This window comes from Streptomyces sp. NPDC104202, from assembly GCF_055584185.1.
On sequence record NZ_JBVJMN010000021.1, the window covers coordinates 1 to 24,365 of the forward strand.

21 protein-coding genes are annotated in these 24,365 nt (G+C 72.8%); 7 read left to right on the top strand and 14 right to left on the bottom strand.

Annotation, left to right across the window (positions count from 1 at the left end):
• Positions 1-137: 137 nt before the first annotated feature.
• The 3 genes from ACZ60W_RS15965 to ACZ60W_RS15975 all read right to left on the bottom strand — a co-directional run bounded on the left by ACZ60W_RS15965 (position 138) and on the right by ACZ60W_RS15975 (position 3,764).
• Positions 138-788, bottom strand: coding sequence for a hypothetical protein (locus tag ACZ60W_RS15965; protein ID WP_469755913.1), 651 nt, complete (start codon positions 786-788; stop codon positions 138-140).
• A gap of 164 nt (positions 789-952) precedes the next feature.
• Positions 953-2,386, bottom strand: coding sequence for a metallophosphoesterase (locus tag ACZ60W_RS15970; protein ID WP_469755914.1), 1,434 nt, complete (start codon positions 2,384-2,386; stop codon positions 953-955).
• A gap of 271 nt (positions 2,387-2,657) precedes the next feature.
• Complete coding sequence (locus tag ACZ60W_RS15975; RefSeq protein WP_469755915.1) at positions 2,658-3,764, bottom strand: LacI family DNA-binding transcriptional regulator; 1,107 nt, start codon at positions 3,762-3,764, stop codon at positions 2,658-2,660.
• 379 nt (positions 3,765-4,143) lie between these two features.
• Here ACZ60W_RS15975 and hisC point away from each other — a divergent pair, with 379 nt between their 5' ends.
• Positions 4,144-5,241 (top strand): histidinol-phosphate transaminase, encoded by a 1,098-nt coding sequence (gene hisC / locus ACZ60W_RS15980; protein WP_469755916.1) that lies wholly within the window; start codon positions 4,144-4,146, stop codon positions 5,239-5,241.
• Positions 5,242-5,256: 15 nt separating this feature from the next.
• Here the strand turns inward: hisC and ACZ60W_RS15985 are convergent, their stop codons facing one another.
• Positions 5,257-5,637 (bottom strand): cyclophilin-like fold protein, encoded by a 381-nt coding sequence (locus ACZ60W_RS15985; RefSeq protein ID WP_469755917.1) that lies wholly within the window; start codon positions 5,635-5,637, stop codon positions 5,257-5,259.
• Between the two features lie 205 nt (positions 5,638-5,842).
• On the opposite strand from ACZ60W_RS15985, the gene ACZ60W_RS15990 reads away from it, so the two are divergent.
• From ACZ60W_RS15990 to ACZ60W_RS16005, 4 genes are all read left to right on the top strand, one after another.
• Complete coding sequence (locus ACZ60W_RS15990) at positions 5,843-7,351, top strand: cytochrome ubiquinol oxidase subunit I (protein WP_469755918.1); 1,509 nt, start codon at positions 5,843-5,845, stop codon at positions 7,349-7,351.
• Between the two features lie 18 nt (positions 7,352-7,369).
• A complete protein-coding gene (gene cydB, locus ACZ60W_RS15995; RefSeq protein WP_469755919.1) occupies positions 7,370-8,371 on the top strand; it encodes a cytochrome d ubiquinol oxidase subunit II in 1,002 nt (333 codons plus the stop codon).
• Positions 8,372-8,386: 15 nt separating this feature from the next.
• Positions 8,387-11,956 (top strand): thiol reductant ABC exporter subunit CydD, encoded by a 3,570-nt coding sequence (cydD, locus tag ACZ60W_RS16000; RefSeq protein ID WP_469755920.1) that lies wholly within the window; start codon positions 8,387-8,389, stop codon positions 11,954-11,956.
• Between the two features lie 146 nt (positions 11,957-12,102).
• Positions 12,103-13,815: a sensor histidine kinase gene (locus ACZ60W_RS16005; RefSeq protein ID WP_469755921.1), complete on the top strand. Its 1,713-nt coding sequence runs from the start codon at positions 12,103-12,105 to the stop codon at positions 13,813-13,815.
• Positions 13,816-13,853: 38 nt separating this feature from the next.
• Here ACZ60W_RS16005 and ACZ60W_RS16010 read toward each other — a convergent pair whose 3' ends face one another.
• From ACZ60W_RS16010 to ACZ60W_RS16025, 4 genes are all read right to left on the bottom strand, one after another.
• A complete protein-coding gene (locus tag ACZ60W_RS16010; protein ID WP_469755922.1) occupies positions 13,854-14,735 on the bottom strand; it encodes a Cof-type HAD-IIB family hydrolase in 882 nt (293 codons plus the stop codon).
• Between the two features lie 132 nt (positions 14,736-14,867).
• A complete protein-coding gene (locus ACZ60W_RS16015; protein ID WP_469755923.1) occupies positions 14,868-15,518 on the bottom strand; it encodes an NAD(P)-dependent oxidoreductase in 651 nt (216 codons plus the stop codon).
• Positions 15,515-16,345: an SGNH/GDSL hydrolase family protein gene (locus ACZ60W_RS16020; protein WP_469755924.1), complete on the bottom strand. Its 831-nt coding sequence runs from the start codon at positions 16,343-16,345 to the stop codon at positions 15,515-15,517. Before ACZ60W_RS16020 ends, ACZ60W_RS16015 begins: the two co-directional genes overlap by 4 nt.
• A 1-nt stretch (position 16,346) precedes the next feature.
• Positions 16,347-17,072, bottom strand: coding sequence for a hypothetical protein (locus ACZ60W_RS16025; RefSeq protein WP_469755925.1), 726 nt, complete (start codon positions 17,070-17,072; stop codon positions 16,347-16,349).
• Positions 17,073-17,141: 69 nt separating this feature from the next.
• On the opposite strand from ACZ60W_RS16025, the gene ACZ60W_RS16030 reads away from it, so the two are divergent.
• Together ACZ60W_RS16030 and ACZ60W_RS16035 are read left to right on the top strand one after the other, a co-directional pair.
• Complete coding sequence (locus ACZ60W_RS16030) at positions 17,142-17,663, top strand: MarR family winged helix-turn-helix transcriptional regulator (protein WP_469755926.1); 522 nt, start codon at positions 17,142-17,144, stop codon at positions 17,661-17,663.
• Positions 17,664-17,838: 175 nt separating this feature from the next.
• Positions 17,839-18,342, top strand: a complete 504-nt coding sequence (locus tag ACZ60W_RS16035; protein ID WP_469755927.1) for a DUF6083 domain-containing protein — start codon at positions 17,839-17,841, stop codon at positions 18,340-18,342.
• 33 nt (positions 18,343-18,375) lie between these two features.
• Here the strand turns inward: ACZ60W_RS16035 and ACZ60W_RS16040 are convergent, their stop codons facing one another.
• From ACZ60W_RS16040 to ACZ60W_RS16065, 6 genes are all read right to left on the bottom strand, one after another.
• Positions 18,376-19,278 carry an LLM class flavin-dependent oxidoreductase gene (locus tag ACZ60W_RS16040; RefSeq protein ID WP_469755928.1) on the bottom strand — a complete coding sequence of 301 codons (903 nt, stop codon included), beginning with the start codon at positions 19,276-19,278 and terminating at the stop codon, positions 18,376-18,378.
• Between the two features lie 77 nt (positions 19,279-19,355).
• The gene (locus ACZ60W_RS16045) at positions 19,356-19,808 is read right to left on the bottom strand and encodes a hypothetical protein (RefSeq protein WP_469755929.1); all 453 of its coding nucleotides are present in this window, start codon (positions 19,806-19,808) and stop codon (positions 19,356-19,358) included.
• 108 nt (positions 19,809-19,916) lie between these two features.
• Positions 19,917-20,474: an RNA 2'-phosphotransferase gene (locus tag ACZ60W_RS16050; protein ID WP_469755930.1), complete on the bottom strand. Its 558-nt coding sequence runs from the start codon at positions 20,472-20,474 to the stop codon at positions 19,917-19,919.
• A gap of 141 nt (positions 20,475-20,615) precedes the next feature.
• Complete coding sequence (locus ACZ60W_RS16055; protein WP_469755931.1) at positions 20,616-21,545, bottom strand: MerR family transcriptional regulator; 930 nt, start codon at positions 21,543-21,545, stop codon at positions 20,616-20,618.
• A 93-nt stretch (positions 21,546-21,638) separates the two neighbouring features.
• Positions 21,639-23,441, bottom strand: a complete 1,803-nt coding sequence (locus tag ACZ60W_RS16060) for an SDR family oxidoreductase (RefSeq protein ID WP_469755932.1) — start codon at positions 23,439-23,441, stop codon at positions 21,639-21,641.
• Positions 23,441-24,286 carry a M24 family metallopeptidase gene (locus tag ACZ60W_RS16065; RefSeq protein ID WP_469755933.1) on the bottom strand — a complete coding sequence of 282 codons (846 nt, stop codon included), beginning with the start codon at positions 24,284-24,286 and terminating at the stop codon, positions 23,441-23,443. The genes ACZ60W_RS16060 and ACZ60W_RS16065 overlap by 1 nt, the downstream gene beginning before the upstream one ends.
• Positions 24,287-24,365 lie beyond the last annotated feature (79 nt).

The following is a 24,365-nucleotide window of genomic DNA, read 5'->3' on the forward strand; positions in this document are numbered from 1 at the left end:
GGGCAGCCACGCCAGCTAACAGCGGCCCACTTGCTTCCCCTCTCCCCCCCCCCCCCCCCCCCCCGGCCGCCCCCCCCCCCCCCCCCCCCCCCCCCCCCCCCCCCCCCCCCGGGGCCCCCCCCCGGGCCGGTGGTGTGTCAGGGGTGGGGCGGGGCCGGGGAGCCGGTGGGCGGGGTGGCGGCGAGGGCGTCGCGGAGGAACGGAAGGATGCCGCGTTCCAGCAGGGCGCGGCGCCAGGCGTCGCGGGCGCGGGAGAGCTCGTCGTCGGGCGGGCCCGCGGCGCTGACCTCGACCGGGCTGTTGCGCAGGGCGGTCATGAGGAGTCCGGCGGCGGCGCAGAGCAGGCCGGCCGCGGCGAGCACGCCGAAGACCAGTCCGGCGGTGAGCAGGGTCGCGCCGAACACCACGCCGGGCGCGAGGGCGTGGAGGACGGCGCCGACCAGCAGGAAGATGACGGAGGCCGCGCCGGCGAGGACCGGCACCATGACGGTGAAGATGGCGACGACGCCCGCGCCGGGGCCGGGCCGGTCGGCGGTCGGTGCCGGGGGCCGGCTCCCGAGTGCGGTGCGGTTCTGTTCGCGCACCTTGACGAAGTGGTCGTACTCCTCGGCCGCCGCGCTGGTCACCAGGGTCGTCGCGTTCAGCGTCATGGCGCGCAGTTGCGTGACCGTGAGCCGGGTGCCGACGCCGACGAGATCCGGACGTGCGTGGGCGGTGCTCAGTGCGTCGTCGAGGACCCGCTCGTACTCGGCGCGGTCCTCGGTCAGCAGGTGCGGAGCCACGTTCATGTGCATCCCCCGATGCCCCGTCGCCCGCCTCAGCCGGGTGAAGCGGTCGGCTGGGGGGAAACGGAGGAGAGCCTGCTTCGGATGCCCCGATGGTATTGCGGCGACGCCGCGCCCTGACAGGGTGTTTCCGGAATTCGCCGTCCCCGGATGCGCAGGGTGATGCGTCAGCCGTTCAGCGGGAGTTGGACGACCAGTAGCTTTCCGGCCATGGTCACGCCACCGTCCATGGCGATCGCGAGTCCGTCCGCGTAGACGTGCGGTCCGTCGACGACGGGGCCTCCGCTTCCCTCGCCCTCCTCCGTGCCGACCTGGCCGAGGAGGTAGGGGATGGGGCTGTGGCCGTGGACGATCCGGCGGCCGCCGTAGGTGGCGAGCAGCTCCTGGACGGCCTGGGGGCCGCCCTCGTCGCGGAAGGCGAAGCGCTTGGTGAACTTCCGGAAGACGTCCCAGACTTCGTCGGCGTCGTTGCGGGTGAGGATCTCGTGGACGGTGTCGTTGACGTCCTCGATCGTCGTGCCGTACTCGAGGTACGCGGTGGTGTCGGAGTGCAGGAGGAGGTGGTCGTCCTCCCGCACCACGGCGTCGAGGCGGGACATCCACTGGAGGTGGACGTCCTGGAGCCGGTCCATGTCGTGCTTCTGGCCGCCGTTGAGCAGCCAGGCGGCCTGGAAGGTGGCGGTGCCGGCACCGGAGTTGACCGGCGTGTCGCCGAAGCGCTTGGCGCCGATGAGGAGCAGTTCGTGGTTGCCCATGAGGGCCTTGCAGTATCCGCCGGCGGCGGCGGCCTCCGCGGAGAGCCGCATGACGAGGTCGATCACGCCGATGCCGTCGGGTCCGCGGTCGGTGAAGTCGCCGAGGAACCAGAGGCGGGCGTTGCCCGCGGCCCAGCTGCCGTTCTCGTCGATGAGGCGCTGCTCCCGCAGGGCGGCGACGAGTTCGTCGAGGTAGCCGTGGACGTCGCCCACGACGAAGAGCGGGCCGGGGCCGTCGCCGGACGCGGGTTCGGCGGCCGGGGCGGCCTCGGGGGCGACGGGGACCTGGAGGGTGTCGCCGCGGTTGATGACGGGCAGGTCGCGCTCGGTCGGGGTGTAGCCCTCCGGCGCCTCGCCCTCGGGGAAGGCGTTGCCGGGGTGTCCGGTGGCGACGGAGACGATGGAGGAGCCGGTCGGCTCGGGGTACGCGGGGGCGAGGCGGCGGCCCAGCTGGAGCGTCGGCGCGGCGGGCATCGGCGCGGTGGGCGCGGGTGCGGCGGCCGGGGTGGCGGGGGCGATCGGGACGGCTTCGATCGGCACCACGACCGGTACGGGCGGGGCGGGCGTCACGGAGACCGGGTGCGCGGCGTGCGGGACCCGCAGGGTCTGCGCCGGGTGCTCGGCGACCGCGATGCGCTCGGCCGGATCGGTGTGCGCGGCGGGGGCCCGGTGGTCCGCGGCGGGCTCGGCGGGCGGCGCCTCGGGCGGCGCGGGCACCTGCTGGGGGTCCGCGGCCGGCGGCTCGGCGGCATGGCCCTGTACGGGCACCCGGGCGTACGGCGGTACGCGGAAGTCACGCAATGTCGCCGTGCGCGACACGGGCTCCTGCCCGGCCCCCTGAGTCATCGACCCCTCCACCACCGTCGCGATGCCCTGCACATCGCGAGCCGGCCTGGTCGTGGTGGTCCGCGATGTCGTGCGCCCATCATAGGAATGAGGGTCCGCCTGTGTGACGCACCAGGGGTGGTGAATCCGGGTCCACTCCGGGTTCACCGGTTGTTTCGCCCGAATTGAGAAGGTCCAGTCCAGGGTCGAGGCCGGTGGGCGGTCCGGTTTCGTCGTCCTCGCCCACGGGCAGGGGCGAGGAGCGACGGCTTCGGAAGGTGCCGGACGGGTGTCAGTCCTTCGCGGGTGAGCGCGGCGGGCTGACGGTCGTGCGCGGCGAACGGCGCTGCGAGGACGTGCGGATGATGAGTTCGGTCGGTATCACCTGTTCGACCGGGCCGTCGGTGTCGGTCCCCTCGATGGCGTCGATGAGGAGCTGGACGACGGCCGTGCCGATGCGGCGCGGCTTGAGCGAGAGCGTGGTGATGGGCGGCTCGGTGGTGGCGTAGACGGTCGACTCGCTGCAGCACACCAGCAGCAGGTCGTCGGGTACGCGCAGTCCGTAGCGGCGCGCGGCCGCGAGGAGGTCGGTTCCGTTGGGGTCGAACAGGCCGTACACGGCGTCGGGCCGGTCCGGGCGGGCGAGCAGCCGGTCGGCCGCGACGGCGCCCGCGCACGGGTCGTGCGCCGGGTAGGCCTCGTAGACGGGGTCCTGGCCGACCCGCTCGCACCAGTTCAGGTACGCGGTGGTGGACAGGCGGGTGTACGTGTCGGTGGTGGTGCCGGTCAGGAGCCCGATGCGGCGGGCGCCGGCGTCGGCGAGGTGGTCGAGCAGGTCGAGGACGGCGGCTTCGTGGTCGTTGTCGACCCAGGCGGTGACCGGAAGGGTGCCGGCGGGGCGTCCGTCGGAGACGACGGGCAGGCCCTGGCGGACCAGTTCGGTGACGACCGGGTCGTGGTCGGAGGGGTCGATGACGACGGTGCCGTCGAGGGCGACGTTCGACCAGACGTCATGGCGGGAGGTGGCGGGGAGGATGACCAGGGCGTAGCCCCGGGCGAGCGCCGCCGACGTGGCGGCCCTGGCCATCTCCGCGAAGTACGCGAATTCGGTGAAGGTGAAAGGTTCATCCCCGTACGTCGTCACGGTCAGGCCGATGAGTCCCGACTTGCCCGTACGGAGCGTGCGGGCCGCCGCGGACGGGCGGTAGCCCAGGCGGTCGGCGACCTCGCGCACGTGCCGGCGGGTGGCGTCCGGGAGCCGGCCCTTGCCGTTGAGCGCGTCGGAGACAGTCGTGATGGAGACCCCGGCGGCGGCGGCCACGTCCCGGATGCCCGCCCGGCCCTGCCGGCTTCCTCGGGTCTGTGCCCGGCTCACCTGGTGCTTCCCTGCTGCTGTCATGGCGAGCCGATAGTAGGGCGATGAGGGTCGGTGGGGCCGGTCGCATATGCAGGCATTGACAGGCACGTTTCTGCATGATCAACAATGGCCAAGAGTCGTGAAATCAAAGGTAGTTGTGGTGATCACCATGAGACCTGTGGTTGTTGAACGGCGTACGCCTGGTGAGGGGGCGAGGTCTCGAAGAGGTCTCAACTCACCTCTACGGGGGATGCGCGCCACGGCGCCCGCCACCGGCGCGCGCCACCCTGCTGCGCGCTCCCCCCTCGCCGGGGCGTTTCCACAGCGTGTCCCTCCTGTTGTCCACAGCCCATTCGCAGCGGGCGCGAATCCTCTTAAGGTGAGGAGTATTGGCGGTACGGACGGTCGAGGAGGCCACACAGTGAGCGAGACCAGCGGGACGAGTACGGGCAGCCCGAGGCTGCGCGCCGAGCTGGACGGCGTCCCCACCTACAAGCCGGGCAAGCCGGCCGCCGCGGGCGGTCCGGTGGCCTTCAAGCTGTCCTCCAACGAGAACCCCTACCCGCCGCTGCCGGGGGTCATGGAGAGCACGCTGGCGGCCGCCGCGAACTTCAACCGCTACCCGGACATGGCCTGCACGGGCCTGATGCAGGAGCTGGCCGACCGCTTCGGCGTGCCCCTCTCGCACCTGGCCACCGGCACCGGCTCGGTCGGCGTCGCGCAGTCGCTCCTTCAGGCCACCTCCGGCCCCGGCGACGAGGTCATCTACGCCTGGCGCTCCTTCGAGGCGTACCCGATCATCACGCAGATCAGCGGGGCCACCTCGGTGCAGGTGCCGTTGACCGACGGCGAGGTGCACGACCTCGACGCGATGGCGGAGGCGATCACCGAGCGCACCCGGCTGATCTTCGTCTGCAACCCGAACAACCCCACGGGCACCGCGGTCCGCCGGGAGGAGCTGGAGCGCTTCCTCGACCGGGTGCCCTCCGACATCCTCGTGGTGATCGACGAGGCGTACCGGGAGTTCGTCCGCGACGCCGACATCCCCGACGGCATCGAGCTCTACCGCGACCGTCCCAACGTCGCCGTGCTGCGCACCTTCTCGAAGGCGTACGGCTTGGCGGGGCTGCGGGTGGGCTTCGCGGTCGCGCACGAGCCGGTGGCGGCCGCGCTGCGCAAGACGGCGGTGCCGTTCGGCGTGAGCCAGCTGGCGCAGGACGCGGCGGTGGCCTCGCTGCGGGCCGAGGACGAGCTGCTCGGGCGGGTCGGCTCGCTGGTGGCCGAGCGCGAGCGGGTCCACGCGGGGCTCGTGGCCCAGGGCTGGACCGTGCCGGACACCCAGGCGAACTTCGTCTGGCTGCGGCTCGGCGAGCGCACGGTGGACTTCGCGGCGGAGTGCGAGCGGCACGGTGTGGTGGTGCGGCCGTTCGCGGGCGAGGGCGTGCGCGTCACGATCGGTGAGACCGAGGCGAACGACCTGTTCCTGAAGGTGGCGGAGGGCTTCCGCAAGGAGGGCTGAGCGGGCCGGAGCGGATCAGTCCGCGACGCGCTCCACGCGGATCGGGTCACCGTCCCTGACGGTGGCCAGGATCCGCGGATCGCCGTCGAGCGAGCCCAGCAGGTTGCAGGGGCTCGCGAGCCGGCACTCGTCACCCCGGGAGACCGGGGTGGGGCCGTAGGGGAGGGCGAGGGCGTCGCCCTCGGTCCAGAAGGCCACGGTGCCGGGGTCGACGACCTGGCGTGCCCCGCCGTCGACGGTGGCGGAGACCGGTGTGTCGAAGTAGACCTCCTCGCCCCAGGTGCGGGCGGTGGAGGAGATCGGGAGGGCTTCCGCGAGCGCGCTGCTCGTGGGGGTCTCCTCCAGGGTGGCCGTGGTGTGTCCGGCCGGCCAGACGATGCGTATCCGAAGGGTCATGCCAGGGATTCAACAATATGTTGAAGGCCCTGGGAAGAGGTGGCCTTCGATGGAGGGACCCCCGACTGAAGGTACGGATGTCGTATGAGCAATAATGCTTGTGAATGTGAACGCGTTCACAAGCGTGTCCTGGTTCATCCCGTCATGGGTGGGATTACCCGGGCAGACTGCCGATGTGACCACGGCGATGTAAGGAGAAAACGACGTGGACCTCGCTCTTGCGCCAGAGACACTGGCGCGCTGGCAGTTCGGCATCACCACCGTCTACCACTTCCTCTTCGTCCCCCTGACGATCTCGCTCGCCGCCCTCACCGCCGGTCTCCAGACCGCGTGGGTGCGGACCGAGAACGAGAAGTACCTCCGGGCGACGAAGTTCTGGGGCAAGCTCTTCCTGATCAACATCGCCATGGGAGTCGTCACCGGCATCGTGCAGGAGTTCCAGTTCGGCATGAACTGGTCCGACTACTCGCGCTTCGTCGGCGACATCTTCGGTGCCCCGCTCGCCTTCGAGGCGCTCATCGCCTTCTTCTTCGAATCGACCTTCATCGGCCTGTGGATCTTCGGCTGGGACAAGCTGCCGAAGAAGATCCACCTCGCCTGCATCTGGATGGTGTCGATCGGCACGATCCTCTCGGCGTACTTCATCCTGGCGGCCAACTCCTGGATGCAGCACCCCGTGGGCTACCGCATCAACGCCGAGCGCGGCCGGGCGGAGCTCACCGACTTCTGGCTGGTGCTCACCCAGAACACCGCCGTCACCCAGTTCTTCCACACCATCACGGCGGCCTTCCTCGTCGGCGGCGCGTTCATGGTGGGCATCTCCGCCTTCCACCTGGCGCGGAAGAAGCACATCCCGGTGATGCGCACCTCGCTGCGGCTCGGCCTGATCACCCTGATCATCGCCGGCCTCGGCACCGCCATCAGCGGTGACCTGCTCGGCAAGGTCATGTTCAAGCAGCAGCCCATGAAGATGGCCGCCGCCGAGGCGCTCTGGGACGGCGAGGCGCCCGCCCCCTTCTCGGTCTTCGCCTACGGCGACGTCGAGAAGGGCCACAACACGGTGGCCATAGAGATCCCCGGCCTGCTGTCCTTCCTCGCGAACGACGACTTCAGCTCGTACGTCCCCGGCATCAACGACGTCAACAAGGCCGAGCAGGAGAAGTACGGACCCGGCGACTACCGGCCCAACATCCCGGTCGCCTACTGGGGCTTCCGCTGGATGATCGGTTTCGGCATGGCCTCGCTGACCCTCGGCATGCTCGGTCTCTGGCTGACCCGGAAGAAGTTCATGCTGGCGCCGGGACTGAGGACCGGTGAGGACGAGGTGCCGAACCTGGTCCTGTTCAAGCGCAAGGCCCTCAGCCCCCGGCTGGGGAAGTGGTACTGGGTCCTGGCCCTCTGGACCATGGCGTTCCCGCTCATCGCCAACTCCTGGGGCTGGATCTTCACCGAGATGGGCCGTCAGCCCTGGGTCGTCTACGGCGTGCTGCGCACCCGGGACGCGGTCTCCCCCGGTGTCTCCCAGGGCGAGGTGCTCACCTCGATGATCGTCTTCACCACGCTCTACGCCGTTCTCGCCGTGATCGAGGTCAAGCTCCTCGTGAAGTACGTCAAGGCGGGCCCGCCTGAGCTCACCGAGGACGACCTCAACCCGCCCACCAGGATCGGCGGGGACTCTCGTGACCCCGACCGCCCCATGGCCTTCTCGTACTGAGGCTCAGGAGATCGAGGCATGGAACTCCACGACGTCTGGTTCGTACTCATCGCGGTCCTCTGGACCGGCTACTTCTTCCTCGAAGGCTTCGACTTCGGGGTCGGCATCCTGACCAAGCTGCTCGCTCGGGACCGGCCCGAGAAGCGGGTCCTCATCAACACCATCGGACCCGTCTGGGACGGCAACGAAGTGTGGCTGCTCACCGCCGGCGGTGCCACCTTCGCCGCGTTCCCCGAGTGGTACGCGACGCTGTTCTCCGGCTTCTACCTGCCGCTGCTGATCATCCTGGTCTGCCTGATCATCCGGGGCGTCGCCTTCGAGTACCGGGTGAAGCGGCCCGAGGAGAGCTGGCAGCGCAACTGGGAGCAGGCCATCTTCTGGACCTCGCTGATCCCCGCGATCCTCTGGGGCGTGGCCTTCGGGAACATCGTCCGGGGCGTGAAGATCGACGCGGAGATGGAGTACGTCGGCAGCTTCTGGGACCTGCTCAACCCGTACGCGCTGCTGGGCGGTCTGGTCACGCTCACCCTCTTCACCTTCCACGGCGCGGTCTTCGTCGCGCTGAAGACGGTGGGGGACATCCGGGGCCGGGCGAGGGCGCTCGCCCTCAAGCTGGGACTGGTGACGGCGGTGGCCGCGCTGGGGTTCCTGATCTGGACCCAGGTCGACACCGGCGACGGGTGGAGCCTCGCGGCGATGCTGCTCGCGGTGGTCTCGCTGGTGGGCGCGATCGGAGCGATCAAGGCGGGACGCGAGGGCTGGTCCTTCGCGCTCTCGGGCGTGACGATCGCCGCCGCCGTGGCGATGCTCTTCCTCGCGCTCTTCCCGAACGTCATGCCGTCTTCGCTCGACCCGGCCTGGAGCCTTACGGTGACCAACGCGTCGTCGAGCCCGTACACGCTCAAGATCATGACCTGGTGCGCGGCGATCGCGACCCCGCTGGTGCTGCTCTACCAGAGCTGGACCTACTGGGTGTTCCGTAAGCGCATCGGTACGCAGCACATCGCCGACGCTCACTAGAGGGGCATGTTTCACGTGAAACCGATCGATCCGCGCCTGCTCCGGTACGCCCGGGCCACCCGCTTCTTCCTGATCGCGGTGGTCGTCCTCGGCCTCGTCGGGGCGGCGCTGGTCGTCGCCCAGGCGATGCTCATCGCCGAGATCGTGGTGGGGGCCTTCCAGAAGGCCCAGTCGGTTTCCGGTCTGACCACCCCGCTGCTGCTGCTCGCGGGCGTCGCGGTGGCGCGGGGGCTCGTCTCCTGGCTGACCGAACTCGCGGCCCACCGGGCGAGCGCGGCGGTCAAGTCCGAACTCCGCGGACGGCTCCTCGAACGGGCCGCCGCGCTCGGCCCCGGGTGGCTGAGCGGCCAGCGGACGGGCTCGCTGATCGCGCTCGCGACGCGGGGCGTGGACGCGCTCGACGACTACTTCGCCCGCTATCTGCCGCAGCTGGGACTCGCGGTGGTGGTGCCGGTGGCGGTGCTGGCCCGGATCGTCACGGAGGACTGGGTTTCGGCGGCGATCATCGTCGTCACCCTGCCGCTGATCCCGCTCTTCATGATCCTCATCGGCTGGTACACCCAGGCCCGGATGGACCGGCAGTGGAAGCTGCTCTCCCGGCTCTCCGGGCACTTCCTGGACGTGGTGGCCGGCCTTCCCACCCTGAAGATCTTCGGCCGGGCGAAGGCCCAGGCCGAGTCGATCCGCACGATCACCTCGGAGTATCGCCAGGCGACGATGCGGACCCTGCGGATCGCCTTCCTCTCCTCCTTCGCCCTGGAGCTCCTCGCGACGCTGTCGGTCGCGCTCGTCGCCGTGAGCATCGGCATGCGGCTGGTCCACGGCGACCTCGACCTCTTCACCGGGCTCGTCATCCTGATCCTGGCTCCCGAGGCGTACCTCCCGCTCCGGCAGGTGGGTGCGCAGTTCCACGCGGCGGCGGAGGGGCTCGCGGCGGCCGCGGAGATCTTCGACGTCCTGGAGCAGCCGGTGCGCGGCGGCGGCACGGCGCCGGTGCCGGCGTCCCTGCGGCTGGAGCTCGACCGCGTGACGGTACGCCACGAGGGCCGCGCCGACCCCTCGCTGGACGCGACGACGCTGACGGTCGAGCCGGGCGAGACGGTGGCCCTGGTCGGTCCGAGCGGCGTGGGGAAGTCCACGCTGCTCGACGTGGTGCTGGGGTTCGCGGCGCCCGAAGAGGGCGGTTCCGTACGCGTCGGCGGCGAGGACCTCGCCTCGCTCGACCTGGAGGCCTGGCGGTCGCGGATCGCCTGGGTCCCCCAGCGTCCCTGTCTGTTCGCGGGAACGGTGGCCGAGAACGTGCGGCTGGCACGCCCGGACGCCTCCGACGCGGCGGTGCGCGAGGCCCTGCGGGACGCCGGCGCGGACGGGTTCGTCGCGGGGCTTCCGCAGGGCCTCGACACCGTCCTCGGCGAGGACGGCACGGGCCTCTCGGCCGGCCAGCGGCAACGCCTCGCGCTCGCCCGTGCGTTCCTAGCGGACCGTCCCCTGCTGCTGCTCGACGAGCCGACGGCCGCACTGGACGGCGAGACGGAGGCCGCAGTGGTGGACGCGGTCCGCCGGCTCGCGGCGGGACGGACCGTACTGCTCGTCGTGCACCGGCCCGCGCTGCTCGCGGTCGCGGACCGGGTGGTGGCGGTCGGCGCCGGTGCCGAGGACGCCGGGGCGACCGAGGCCGGGGCCGCGGCGAACGGCGGCGGGACCGACGTCGGACCCCGCCCCGCGCTTCCGGCGGTGGCGGACACGCGCCCCGAAGACGGCGTGGCGCACGCGACGCCCGCGGCCGGGGCGGCGGAGGAGACGCCGTCCGCCCGCCGCCGGGTGCTCGCGCGCGTCCGGGACATGGCGGGGGAGCTGAAGGGACGCATGGCGCTCGCCCTGCTGCTCGGCAGCCTCGCCCTCGGCTCCGCCGTCGGCCTCATGGCCGTCTCCGGCTGGCTCATCTCCCGCGCCTCGGAACAGCCCCCCGTGCTCCATCTGATGGTCGCCGTCACCGCCACGCGCGCCTTCGGCATCGGCCGGGCCGTCTTCCGGTACGCCGAGCGGCTCGTCTCGCACGACGCCGTGCTGCGGATGCTCGCCGAGCTGCGGGTCTCCGTCTACGCCCGGCTGGAGCGGATCGCCCCGGCAGGGCTGCGCCGCACCCGGCGCGGAGACCTGCTCGCCCGGCTCGTCCACGATGTCGACGCCCTCCAGGACTACTGGCTGCGCTGGCTGCTCCCGGTGGGCGCGGCGCTCGTCGTGGGCGTCGCCTCCGCCGGGTTCACCGCCTGGCTGCTGCCCGAGGCCGGTGCCGTCCTCGCCGTCGGCCTGCTCGTCGCGGGCGTCGCCGTGCCCGCGGCCGGCGGGGCCCTGGCCCGCCGGGCCGAGCGTCGGCTCTCCCCCGCCCGCGGCACCCTGGCGACCGCCGTGGGCGACCTGCTGCGCGGCTGCGCCGAGCTGACGGTGGCCGGCGCGCTGCGGGGCCGGATCGAGCGGACCCGCGAGGCCGATCGCGTCCTCACCGGCATCGCCTCCCGGCAGGCCGCGGCCACCGCGCTCGGCGCCGGGCTCTCCGCCGTGGTCTGCGGGCTGACGGTGGTGGCCGCCGCGCTCGTCGGGGTCCAGGGCGTGCGGGACGGACGGCTCGACGGGGTGGCCCTCGCCGTGGTCGTCCTGACCCCGCTCGCCGCCTTCGAGGCCGTCACCGGGCTGCCGCTCGCCGTGCAGTACCGCCAGCGCGTCAGGCACAGCGCCGAGCGCGTCTTCGAGGTCCTGGACGCCCCCGTGCCCGTCCATGAGCCGGCCCGGCCCGACGCTCCCCCGGCCACGCCGTTCCCGCTGGAGCTGGACGGGCTCTCGGCCCGGTACGCCGGGCAGGACCGGCCGGCGCTCGCCGACTTCCGGCTCACCCTGGAGGCCGGGCGCCGGGTCGCCGTCGTCGGTGCCTCCGGCTCCGGCAAGACCACGCTCGCCCAGGTGCTGCTGCGCTTCCTCGACGTCGAGCACGGCATGTACCGGCTCGGCGGAGTGCCCGCCTGGGAGCTCGACGGCGACGCGGTCCGCCGTCTCGTCGGCCTCTGCGCCCAGGACGCCCATCTCTTCGACAGCTCCGTGCGGGAGAACCTGCGGCTCGCCCGCACCGGCGCGGGCGACGAGGAGCTGCGGGAGGCGCTCCGCCGCGCGCGGCTCCTCGACTGGGTCGACGGACTGCCCGACGGGCTCGACACCCTCGTGGGCGAGCACGGCTCCCGGCTCTCCGGCGGCCAGCGCCAGCGCCTCGCGCTCGCCCGGGCCCTGCTGGCCGACTTCCCCGTCCTCGTGCTCGACGAGCCGGCCGAGCACCTCGACCTGGCCACCTCCGACGCCCTGACCGACGACCTGCTGCGCGCCACCGAAGGACGGACGACCGTCCTCATCACCCACCGGCTGCACGGCCTGGACGCCGTCGACGAGGTCGTCGTCCTCGACGGGGGCCGGACCGTGCAGCGGGGCCCGTACGGGGAACTCGCCGCCACGGACGGCCCCCTGCGCCGGATGCTGGAGCAGGAGCGCGCGACCGACCTGCTGGCCGTGGGGGCGCGGGGGGCGGGAAGCGAGGCGTAGGCGGCCGGGGCCAGGAGGCGGGAGCCCGGCACCGGCCCCGGGCCGTGTCCGCCGGGCGGTCGAAGGGGCGAGGGCCGCCCGGGCCGTGTCGATCTCGATGACCGGCCGACTTTTCTCGCCAAATCGGACTAACTAGGCTCAAGCCCATGACCGCCGCCGAGTCCGACGTCCCGGACCCCCTGGAAGCAGCCACCCGGGCCACCCGCAGTCTCCAGGGGCTGTCCACGGAGCTCACCGCCCGCGTGCCGCAGCTCCTCGAGGCCATGCGCTCGGTCGGCACCGGGCTGGAACTCCACTCCACCCTGGACCGCATCTGCGAGACGGCCGCCGAGCTGGCCGACGCCCGGTACGCCGCGATCGGCGTGGTCGACGACGAGGGCGAGGGCCTGTCGGACTTCGTCACCTTCGGCGTCGACGAGGCCACCGCGCGCCGGATCGGCCGCCGTCCCGACGGTCATGCGGGTCTCCTCGGCGCGCTGATCCGCGATCCGCAGACCATCCACCTCGCCGATCTCTCCACCGATCCGCGCGCGGCCGGCTTCCCGCCGGGGCACCCGCCGATGCGGAGCTTCCTCGGCGTCCCCATCCGGGTCCAGGGCGAGATCTTCGGCAACCTCTACCTCGCCGAGAAGCACGGGGGCGGCGACTTCAACGACTACGACGTGCACATGGTCCGGGTGCTCGCGACCGAGGCGGGCATCGCCATCGGCAACGCCCGCCTGTACGAGGCGGCACGCCAGCGCGAGCGGTGGATCGACGGCTCGGTCGCCGTCACCACCGCGCTGCTCTCCGGCGGCGACGCGGACGACGCCCTGTCCGTCGTCGCCGAGCAGGCCCGCCGTCTCGCCGACGCGGACGCCGGGATCGTGCTCCTGCCCGCCGAGGAGGGCGGCCTGGAGATCGTCGCCGTGTCGTCGCCCCGGCCGACCCGGTCCCTCGGCATGGTGATCCCGCAGGAGAGCGCCGTGGTCAAGGAGCTCCTGGACGGCGAGGCCGTGTTCGTCGCCGACGCCTCCACCGACCCGCGCATGATCAGCCGGCTGACCGCCGCGTACGGGCCGAGCATGATGCTGCCGCTGCAGAGCGGGGGGCGGGTGCTCGGTGCGCTCGCCATGCCCCGGACCCGTGGCGCCCGCCCGTTCACGGAGGCGGAGCGGACCCTCGCCACCCAGTTCGCCTCGCAGGCCGCCCTCGCCCTGATGATGGCCGAGGCGCAGCGGGACCGTGAGCGCCTCGCCGTCTACGAGGACCGCGACAGGATCGCCCGCGACCTGCACGATCTGGTCATCCAGCGGCTCTTCGCCACCGGCATGATGCTGGAGAGCGCCCAGCGCAGGTCGATCGTGCCGGCCGTGCGCGAGGGCGTCGGCAAGGCCGTGGACGAACTGGACGTGACCATCCAGGAGATCCGTACGGCGATCTTCGCCCTGCAGCAGGGACCTGCCGAGGCCCCGTCGGGGCTGCGCACCCGCGTGCTGCGGGAGATCAACATGGCGGCCGTGCCGCTCGGCTTCAAGCCCGCCCACCGCTTCCTCGGCGCGATCGACGCGACGGTCGGCGAGCTCACCGGCAAGAACCTCATCGCCGCCCTGCGCGAGGCGCTCTCCAACGCCTTCCGGCACGCGGAGGCGGAGCGGATCGAGGTCGTCGTCGACGCCACCGCCACGCTCCCCGACGGCGCCGCGGGCGTCCGGCTCTCCGTCGCCGACGACGGCATCGGCATCCCCGCCGGCGGCCGCCGCAGCGGCCTGCGCAACCTGGCCCGGCGGGCCGAGGCCCTGGGCGGCGCCAGCTGGTGCGGGCCGGGCCTCGGCGAGGACGGCGGCGGGACGACGGTCGTGTGGGAGGCGCCGCTGTAGCGGCCCTCGGCACCGCGATGCCGGTCCGCCGCGGCTCCTCAGCCCTGTGCGGCGGCCCCGCCCGCGGCGCTCAGCGCCTCGGCCACCAGCTGCTCGATGACGACCGCCACGCCGTCCTCGTTGTTGCCGACCGTGCGGCCGGAGGCGGCGGCGAGCACGTCCGGGTGGGCGTTGCCCATGGCGTACGAGCGGCCGGCCCAGCTCAGCATCTCGATGTCGTTGGGCATGTCGCCGAAGGCGACGACCTCGTCCGCCGTGACGCCGCGCTCGGCGCAGCACAGCGCGAGGGTGGACGCCTTGGAGACGCCGAGCCCGCTGATCTCGATGAGCGCGGTGGGGCTGGACCGGGTGAACGACGCCCGGTCGCCGGCGGCCTCCCTGGCCACCGCGAGGAAGACGTCGGGGTCCAGCTCGGGGTGCTGGGCGAGCAGCTTGAGGACGGGGGCCGCCGCTCCCGGTGCCTCCTCGAACAGCAGCTTCTCGGCGGTGGCGACGGTCGCGCCGGGGTCGAGGAAGAACGGCGGGTACAGCGGCTCGTAGTGGATGCCGGTGGTGAGCTCGACGGCGAAGGAGGTGCCCGGTGCGGCGGCGCGCAGGGCCCGGACGACGTCGAGGGCGACCGGCCGCTCCAGCGGACGCACCTCCAGGAAGGTGTTGCCCGCGTGGAGGTCGACGACGGCCGCGCCGTTGGCGCAGATCGCCATGCCGTGGCCGTGGACGTGGTCGCTGACGACGTCCATCCAGCGGGCCGGGCGGCCGGTGACGAAGAAGACCTCGATCCCGGCCTGCTCGGCCGCGGAGAGTGCGGCGACCGTGCGCTCGGATACGGACTTGTCGTCGCGCAGCAGCGTGCCGTCCAGGTCGGTGGCGATCAGCCGGGGCGCCGGGGCGGAGGTGCGCGGGGATCGAGGAGTGGTCACCGCACCATTCTTCCGCACCGGACGCACGTGCGTGCGGGGAGCCGCACATATGAGTGGCCTGGATTCTCTCCACTCGGGCCCTTTTCCGCTCCCTCGCGGCTTTCCTCCGGCGTTCCGCGGACAGCCGGGGGCTCAGTACGCGACCTCCACGACGGCCCGGTGGGCGCGCGGGTCGCCGATTCCGGTGAGCAGGTAGTGCGCCAGATCGGCGCGGGACAGGGACGTGGGGCGCCGCAGGTGGCCGTTCTCCGCCGTGCGGTAGCGGCCGGTCAGCGGGCCGTCGGTGAGCATCGGGGGCCGGACCACCGTCCAGGCCGTGTCCCCGGCGGACGCCGAGGTCAGGAGGGCCTCCATCCGGGCCATGTCGGCGTACCCGTGGCGGTGGAGCCGCTGGATGACGTGCCGGGTGACCAGGCGTTGCGCCCGCGGTACGCCGGGGCTGATCTCCAGGCCGGCCGAGGAGAGGCAGAGCAGCCGGCCGACGCCGGCGGCCCGCATGGCCTCCGCGATGTTTCCGGTGCCTTGCGAGTAGACCGTCGTGGGGTGCCTGCGGTCGGTGCTGCCGAGGCAGGAGACGACTGCGTCGTGCCCGGCCACGGCGTCCCGCCACCCCTCCGGTTCCAGGACGTCCCCGGGGACGACGGTCAGCCGCGCCCCGGGGTCCGTCACCGGCACCCGCGCGGGGTCGCGGACGACGACGGTCATCTGGTGTCCCGCGCCGACGGCCTGGTCGAGGAGTCGTGCTCCCGTGCCGCCGGTGACGCCGAAGAGCAGGATCCTCATGACGTCCGCCCCTCCGACGCCGGTTCCGGGGCCGCCAGGGTGTCGACGAGGGCCGCGGTGACGGCGCGCTGGCCGGCGAGCGTGAGGTGGATCCCGTCGTCGAGGTGCAGTCCGGCGGTGACCCGGCGGGTGTCGACGGTGCGTTCCGGCCGGCCGAGGAGGAAGGCGGCGACCCCGGCGACGTCCTCGTCCGACCAGCCGATCCCGGCGTGGCGGAAGTGCGGGTAGGCGTCGGCCCGCTCCTGGTCCACGGAGCCGGGGGTGAGCCAGATCCAGCGGCTCGGGTGGGGGAGCGCCCGTCCGCCGAGTTCCCGGAGGGCGCGGAGGTTGCGCGTGGTCTCGGCCTCGCCGACCAGCCGCGTGCCCGCCGTCCCGGCGCCGCCGCCGATCCGCTGGGTGTCGTTCGCGCCGAGCATGCACAGCACCCAGTCGGGCCGCAGGAAGGACAGCTGGGACAGCTGGGTGAGGGCCTGGGTGGTGGTGAGGCCGGAGACGGCGAGGTTGACGAGCTCGACGTCGTCCGGGAGGAGGTGGCGCAGGATCGAGAACCACGACAGCCGGTCGGCGGTGGTGCTCTCGCCCAGGGCCACGATCCGCTGCCCGGGGCGGAACGGGAGCCGGTCGGCCCGGCCGGCGAAGCCGGGGTCCTTCAGCAGGTCGGCGGCGGTCGACCGCGCCTGGTCGTCGAAGTCCCGCAGCAGCGCGCGGTAGTCCTCGGGCGCCAGGCCGAAGAGGTCGGCCAGCCGGGTCTCGGACAGCTCCCCCAGGTAGCGGAGGGTCTTCTCGGGCTGCTGGAAGCGGACGAGCTTCTCGGTGTGCGCGGGCATGTCAGCGCTCCTTGCGGGTGCGGCGGCGGGGCAGGAGGAATCCGGCGGCGATCAGCCAGCCCATGCAGGTGAAGCGGGCCAGTGGCAGCAGGAGCGCGGCGCCGTCCAGGAGCAGGGTGAGGGCGGCCAGTTCGGCCACGGTCGCGAGGACCAGGCCGGTGACGGCCAGCGCGCGGTGCAGCAGTCCGGCGAGGAGTCCGGGGACGGCGATGCCGGCGACGAGCAGCCCGAGCGTGACGACGTGTCCGGGGCCGCCGGTGGCGAACGCCAGATACTGCAGCGCCCTGACGAGCGGGGGCAGTTCGAGGACATCGGTACGGGAGAGGGTCCAGCTCAGCAGTCCGCAGCAGGCGAGGAAGCCGGCCGCGAGGAGCCCGCCGGCGAGGGCGATGGTCGCGCCGGGGGCGCGGACGCCCAGCCGGTGGAGCCGGGCCGAGACGGTGGCGGCGTAGACGGCCAGCGGGATGGCGGCCGCGAACTGGAGGGCGCCGGCGACCTGGACGGCATCGGGGTGGGTGCGGAAGTACGCCACGGTCTCGCCGGTCTCGCCGAAGGGCGAGGGGAAGACGGCGCCGCCGGCGAGCACGGTGCCGAGGACGAGTCCGGCCAGGAACAGCGCCGTGAACACCACGGCGAGCACGCCCGGCGGCGGCCCTCCCTGGGCTTCCCGGCGCTCCCGGGGGGCCTCGGTCGGATGGCGGGGGTCGGTCCGGATCTCGGCAGACATGAACCCTGTCCGTTCTCTTAGGAGAATAGTTCACTAGAGAGAATCATTCTTGTCTCGTACCATAACCCTGTGAGTACCGACCGGCAACCAGTCGAAGAACCCGGAGCGGCCGCCGCCGCGGCCCCGCGCTTCGGCGCCTTCCTGCTCGCACAGCTCGGGGCGCACGCGGCGGCGCGCTTCGGCGAACGGGTCGGCGAACTGGGCCTCGCGCCCCCGGACGTGGGCCTGTTGCGGATGATCGCCATGGATCCCGGGCGCAGTCAGCGCTCCCTCGCCGCCGACCTCGGCGTCGTGCCCAGCCGGGTCGTCACGCTCATCGACAACCTGGAGCGGAAGGGCTTCGTGGAGCGCCGGCGCAGCGCCGAGGACCGCCGCCACCACGAGCTGTACGTCTCCGAGGAGGGCGGCCGGGTCCTGGAGCGGGTCCGTGAGGTGGCCGCCGTGCACGAGGACGACCTGTTCACGGCGCTCGACCCCGAGGAACGGGGTCTCCTGACGGCCCTGCTCGGGCGGATCGCCGACCAGCAGGGCCTCACTCCGGGCGTCCACCCGGGCTACCGCACCCTCGGGAAGCGCCCGGGGCGAGGCTGAAGGCCCTCGCCCGCGGCGGGCAGGACGTACCCGGCCCTCGCCCGCGGCGGCACCCGTACCGGTTCAGCCGCCCGTCAGGGCGCGGACGTGGCCGTAAACCCCCGTTCGTCCGCGGTGGCTTCGGGGAAGACCCTCAGGAGGCAGGGGAGCCGAAGGCGTCTCAAGGGGGTGGGTCATGGTCTCGGGCCGGTGGTCCGACGAGTGCGAGGCATGCGGCGCGCCGTACGGCCGGAGGGTCGCGAGCCTCGGCATGGCCCTGTGCGGGGAGTGCGAGCGGGCCGGCTCGCGCCATCCCGTGCGGGAGCCGGTGCTGGTGGGAGAGCTGCTGGCCGGCGTGACCGCCGCCGTGTCGTCCGCGGCCCGCTCCGGCAGGGCCGTACCCGACGTGCGGAGGCCCAGGGCCACGACCTGCGAGGGGTGCGGGGCCGGCGCCGAGTGGCACCGTACGGTGCGGGGGCGCTGGATCATGATCGAGCCGGGGGCGCTGGCGTGCCGGGGCGTCCCCGCGGGCCGGCGGTGGCGGATCGCGGGCGACGGCACGGCGGTCGAGCTCGGGCCCGCGGCGCCTTCCGACACCTGCCGGATCAGCCACTTCGACGTCTGTCCCGCCCGGCCGGCACCGGTCGACGCCCCCGTCCTCCTCGCGCTGTGGCGCGGTCACGCCCGGCGCGGTGCCTGACCCGACCGGGGCCCGGCACCGCGCGGCGGAGCATCAGCCCAGCTGAGCCAGGGCGTCGGTGGCGATGCGCTCGAAGACGGCCTGGTCGGCGGCGAAGTCGGAGTCGGGGATGGGCCAGTGGACCACGATCTCGGTGAAGCCGAGCTCGCGGTGGCGGCCGGCGAAGTCGACGAAGGCGTCCACGGACTCCAGCGGGCGGCTCCGGTCCGGCGTGAAGCCGGTGAGCAGGATCTTGTCGAGCCCGGCCACGTCCCGTCCGGATTCGGCGCACGCCTTGCCCAGCTTCTCGATCTGGCCGCGCAGGGCCGCCACCGACTGCTCGGGGGTTCCCGCCTCGTACAGCTTCGGGTCGCCGGTCGTCACCCACGCCTGCCCGTACCGCGCGGCGAGCCTCAGCCCGCGCGGGCCGGTCGCCGCCACGGCGAACGGCAGGCGGGGGCTCTGGACGCAGCCGGGGATGTTCCGGGCCTCGTCCGCGGAGTAGAACGTGCCCCGTTCCGTCACCGCGCCCTCGGTGAGGAGGCGGTCGAGCAGGGCCACGAACTCGCCGAACCGGTCCGCCCGCTCCTTCGGGCTCCACGGCTCCTGGCCGAGCGCGGTGGCGTCGAAGCCGTTGCCGCCCGCTCCGATGCCCAGCGTGACCCGGCCTCCGGAGACGTCGTCCAGCGAGATCAGCTCTTTGGCGAGCGTCACCGGGTGGCGGAAGTTCGGCGAGGTCACGAGCGTGCCCAGGCGGATCCGCTCGGTGGCCGCCGCCGCCGCGGTGAGCGTGGGCAGGGCGCCGAACCAGGGGCCGTCGCGGAAGGCCCGCCAGGACAGGTGGTCGTAGGTGTACGCGGCGTGGAAGCCGAGTTCCTCGGCGTGCCGCCACTTCCGGCGGCCCCCTTCGTGCCAGCGGTCGACGGGCAGGATGACGGTGCTCAGGCGCAGGCTCATGTCCCCGAGCCTACGGCGGTCCCGGGCCCGTCGACGTGCCCGGCCCGGGGGCCCGCGGCACTCGGCTCACCGGCGGGTCAGCGGACGTTCCTGTTCATCCAGGGGGTGAGGAGGGCGCCGGGGACCAGTTCCTTGTACGTCTCGTCGCCGGGGAGGGGGACGATCAGCCACCAGCCGGGCGGGAAGAACCGTCCCTTCACGTGGGCGAGGCCGCCGAGGACCGAGCGCAGGAAGGCCGGGACGGCGTCGCGGGGCACATCGGCGAAGTCGATCCCGTCCACGGTGACCGTGGCGTCGTCCTCGGGGAAGACCTGGACGGTGATCGCGGGGGAGCCGCCCAGTTCGACGTACGCCTCGTGCGGAAGGGAACCGTCGGGGTCCAGGACGGCGAACGCGTCGGACGAGGTGCGCCGGGAGGTCTGATCCGCGCCGATGTCGTCGGTCACGGTCATCCCCAGGCCGAACTCCTCGGCGATCGCGCGGATCGCGGTGACGGCGGCTTCGGTGCTGGGCAGATGCGGGTGTGCCATGGGAACGATCATGCCTGCTGTCCGGGCCCCCGCGGAGCCGTCGCCGTCACGGACCCCGGTCGCCCGCCCCGGTCGAGGCCGCGCCGGCGCTCGCCCCACCCGGTTCCGTCACTCCGCGAAGCGGAGGAACTCCGGCGGGACGGCGTCGGCCAGCCAGACCCCGTTCGCGCTGACGCGGAAGACGTGTCCGGCGCGGTGCATGGCACCGGCGTCGACGCTCAGCACCACGGGCCGGCCGCGGCGCGCGCCGACCCGGGTCGCGGTCTCGCGGTCGGGGGAGAGGTGCACGTGGTGGCGGGCCATGGGGCGCAGCCCCTCCGTCCGGATCGCGGGGAGCCGGTCGGCGACCGTACCGTGGAAGAGGTACGCGGGCGGTTCGGCGGCCGGCAGGTCCAGGTCGACCTCGATGGTGTGTCCCTGGCTGGCGCGGATCCGGGTGCCCTCGATCGCGAAGCGCTTCTTGTCGTTGGTGGCGACGACGTGGTCGAGCTCGTCGCGGGTGATCGGGAAGTCGTGCGCGGCCGTCGCCCGGAGCAGCGCGTCGATCTCGGTCCAGCCGTGCTCGTCGAGGACGAGGCCGATGCGTTCGGGCTGGTGGCGGAGGTGCTTGGCGAGGTACTTCGACACCTTCACCGTGCGGCGTTCGTCCCGTGGTCGTGGGGTCATGCCGTCAGGATGCCGGAGCCCGGATCTCCGGACCAATGATTTGAAGCGGACATGTTTGATCCACAGCCAAAGCAACTTGTCCACAGGCCAGTTGGCAATTCTGTGGACAACTGACGCTCCAAAGCTGCCTAATTGGGCAAGTTATGTATTTTTGCTCTTGTTTGAGGCAAGGGAGTCCAATGTCCTTTTATGGACCTCCCGTTCCGCGGCCGCGGCGATGAACGCGTCGACCCCCTCGCTGCCGACGAGATCCTGAACGGCCTTGATCGTCGCGGTCGGCAGCGCGACCGCGCGCGGCTCGTCGTCCCTCGCGGGAGGCCCGTCCGACGACAGATGGAGCTGGAGGTGCTGGGTGGCCAACAGCTGCATGGCCCGCGCCAGTTCGGCGTCCACCGTCTGCTGGGCGAGCGGGCGCAGGCGCCGCACCATCGTCGCCGCCTCGGCCGCGTCGGAGTCCGTGGGGGGACGGTGCTCCAGATAGCGGGCGAAGACGTGCTCGGTGGTGAACTCCAGGAAGCGTGAGGCGATGTGCTCGACCTGGTCGCGAAGTTCCCTCAGATGGCCGGTGATTGCGGAGAGCGGCACCCCGGCTGCGTACAACTCGGCCGCCACCGCCAGCTCTTGTGGACTGGGGACGAGATACTCCTCGTTCCCCCGGTCCGGCAGCGGCTCCAGCACGCCGAGCTCGACCGCCTCCCGGATCGCTTCCTCGTCCGGTGTGCCGCCGAAGCGGGCGTCCAGTTCGGCGCGGGAGATGCGGGCGGCCTCCTCGTCGGTCCACGGCCCGTGGACCTCCGCGACGAGGCCGAGCACCCCGCCGAGCCCCCGGCCGGTGTCCCACGCCTCCAGGAGCTCCTTGATCGAGGCGAGCGTGTAGCCCCGGTCGAGGAGGTCGGCGATCTGCCGGAGCCGCGCGAGGTGCGCGTCCCCGTACACGTTCGACCTGCCCCGTCGCTCGGGACGGGGCAGCAGACCGCGGTCCTGGTAGGCGCGGATCGTCCGGACCGTGGCCCCGCTGTGATGGGCGAGGTCCTCGATCCGGTACTCCGGCTGTGCTGACTGCTCGGACAAAACCGCTCCCGCCGACCGCTTCCCGCACCCCGCCGCCGCGGGGCCTTGCTGGGAGGGATCGTACGACCGCAGGTCCCTCCCGCACCCCGCCGCCTACGCGGGCGGCTGCCAGCGGGCCAGGGCCCGCAGCGCGCCCGGGCTGAGCCGGGACAGGAAGTGGGCGCCCCGGGCCTCGGGCGTCACCGGGACGACCGCGCGGTCGTGCAGGACCGCCCCCAGGATCGCGTCCGCGACCTTCTCCGGCGGATAGTTCCGCAGGCCGTACAGCCGGGACGCCTTCTTCTGCCGCCGCTTCTCCTCGGCGCCGTCCGTGACCCCGGCGAACCGGGTCGTTGCCGTGATGTTGGTGTTGACGATGCCGGGGCAGATCGCGGACACCCCGATGCCCTGGCCGGCCAGTTCGGCGCGCAGGCACTCGCTGAGCATCAGCACCGCCGCCTTCGACGTGCTGTACGCCGGGAGGGCGCGCGACGGCTGGAAGGCCGCCGCGGAGGCGGTGTTCACGATGTGCCCGCCCTGGCCGCGCGCGGTCATCTGCGCGCCGAATATCCGGCAGCCGTGGATCACGCCCCACAGGTTGACGTCCAGGACCCGCTTCCACTCCTCGCTCGTGGTCTCGAAGAAGGAGCCGGTGAGGCCGATGCCCGCGTTGTTGACGAGGACGTCGACGACGCCGTACTCGCCGGCCACCTTGGCGGCCAGCTTCTCCATCGCCGCCTCGTCGGCGACGTCGGCGGTCTCCCCCCAGGCCGCCGGGGCGCCGATCAGCCGGGCCATCTCGGCGGTGCGGACGGCCCCTTCGCCGTCCCGGTCCACGGCCACGACCCGGGCGCCCGCCTCCGCGAACGCGAACGCGGTGGCGCGGCCGATGCCGCTGGCCGCGCCGGTCACCAGGACGAGCTGGCCGCCGAACCGCTCCGTGTACTCCGGCTTCACGGCGCTCTTCGCCGCGGTCGCCGCGACCGGCTTCGGCGCCTTCCCGGCGGGCTCCTCGTTGGCCCGGACGAACTCGGAGATCCAGGCGGACAGCTGGTCGGGGCGGGTGCGCGGCACCCAGTGCTTGGCGGGCAGGGTGCGCCGGGTCAGGTCCGGAACCCAGTCCGCCAGGTCGTCGTAGAGCCGCTCGGAGAGGAAGGAGTCACCGGTCGGCGTGATCAGCTGCACGGGCGCGTGCGCGAAGGCGTCGGGCCGCGGCCGGCCGAGCCGGGCACGGACGTTGTCCCGGTAGAGCCAGGCGCCGTGCGCCGCGTCGTCGGGCAGGGAGGGCGTCGGGTAGTCCCCGGCCGGGAGCTTCTCCACCCGCTCCAGGAGCTTGGGCCAGCGCTTGCCGAGGGGACCGCGCCAGGCGAGCTCGGGCAGTACGGGCGTATGCAGCATGTACACGTACCAGGACTTGGCGCCCTGTCCGAGGAGCTGGCCGACCCGCCGCGGGGTGGGGCGGGCCATCCGCCGCTTGATCCAGTGCCCGAAGTGGTCGAGGGAGGGCCCCGACATCGAGGTGAAGGAGGCGATCCGGCCCTCGGTGCGCGGGACGGTGGCGAACTCCCAGGACTGCACCGAACCCCAGTCGTGGCCGACGAGGTGGACCGGACGGTCCGGGCTGACGGCGTCGGCGACCGCGAGGAAGTCGTCCGTCAGCTTCTCCAGGGTGAAGCCGCCCCGCAGCGGCGCCGGCGCCGTCGACCGGCCGTGCCCCCGGACGTCGTACAGCACCACGTGGAACTCCTCGGCCAGTCGGGCCGCGACCTCCGACCAGACCTCCTTGGAGTCCGGGTACCCGTGCACGAGCAGGACGGTCGGCCGGTCCGCGTCGCCGAGCTCGGCGACGCACAGTTCGATCCCGCCCGTACGGACCCAGCGCTCCCGCGCCGTGTTCAGCCCGGCGATTGCCGCCATCAGACCGCTCCCTCGTTCCAGCGCCGCACGTGCGGCAGGTCGTCGTCCAGCCAGAACGCGCTCTGCTCGGGGTCCCTGGAGTCGGTGACGACCAGGATCTCCTCGAACTTCGCGCCCGTCCCCCGGAATCCGAGGTGCGGCTCGACCGCCCACAGGCCGGGCCTGGGCGGGTGGTCGGAGAACGTGTACGGCGACCAGAGCGGCGACCAGCCGTCCCGGTGGCCGTGCAGGGCGTCGCTCGCGAGCCCCTTCAGCGCCTGGGTGCCGAAGCCGAAGAGCGTCGGCGACCAGCTGCGCTCCTTCACCCGGTCGATCTTGTGGGCGATGACCCCGAAAGGATAGGCGCGGTGCCGGTTCGCGTACCCCTGGCGGACCATGAGCCGGTCCACGTCCTCGTAGATCTCGCGCAGGGTGCGGCGCTCGCGCACCTCGCGCAGGATCAGCTCCCGGTGGTCGGCGAGGTCCGCGAGGAGCTTGTCGTGCAGGGGGTTGAGGCCCAGGCAGCCGCTGTATCCGACGTCGGCCGTGTGGCCCCGGTAGACCGGCGCCATGTCGAGGATGAACGGCATCCCCGGCTCCAGCCGCCGGTTCGTCGGGAAGAACTGCAGGGGGATCCTGAAGTCGACGAAGGCGGTGCGGTCCCCGAACCAGGCGAACGGCCGGTGGAACCAGTCCCGCACCCCCCGCTCGTACAGCCACTCGCGCTGCATCCGGGCCGCCTCGCGCTCGGTGACCCCGGGCTTGAGCTGCGCCGCGACGGCTTCCGCGCAGGCGTAGGAGAGTCGCTGGACTTCCCTGAACCCCCGCAGCTCCGCGGAGAGTTCCCCTGTCACTGCTGAGGCCATGCCACCCGCCGTCCCGTGTGAGCGTCCGGTCGCCCTACGCGTCCGTAACGTGACACCGATGAATGTGACAATGCTTGGC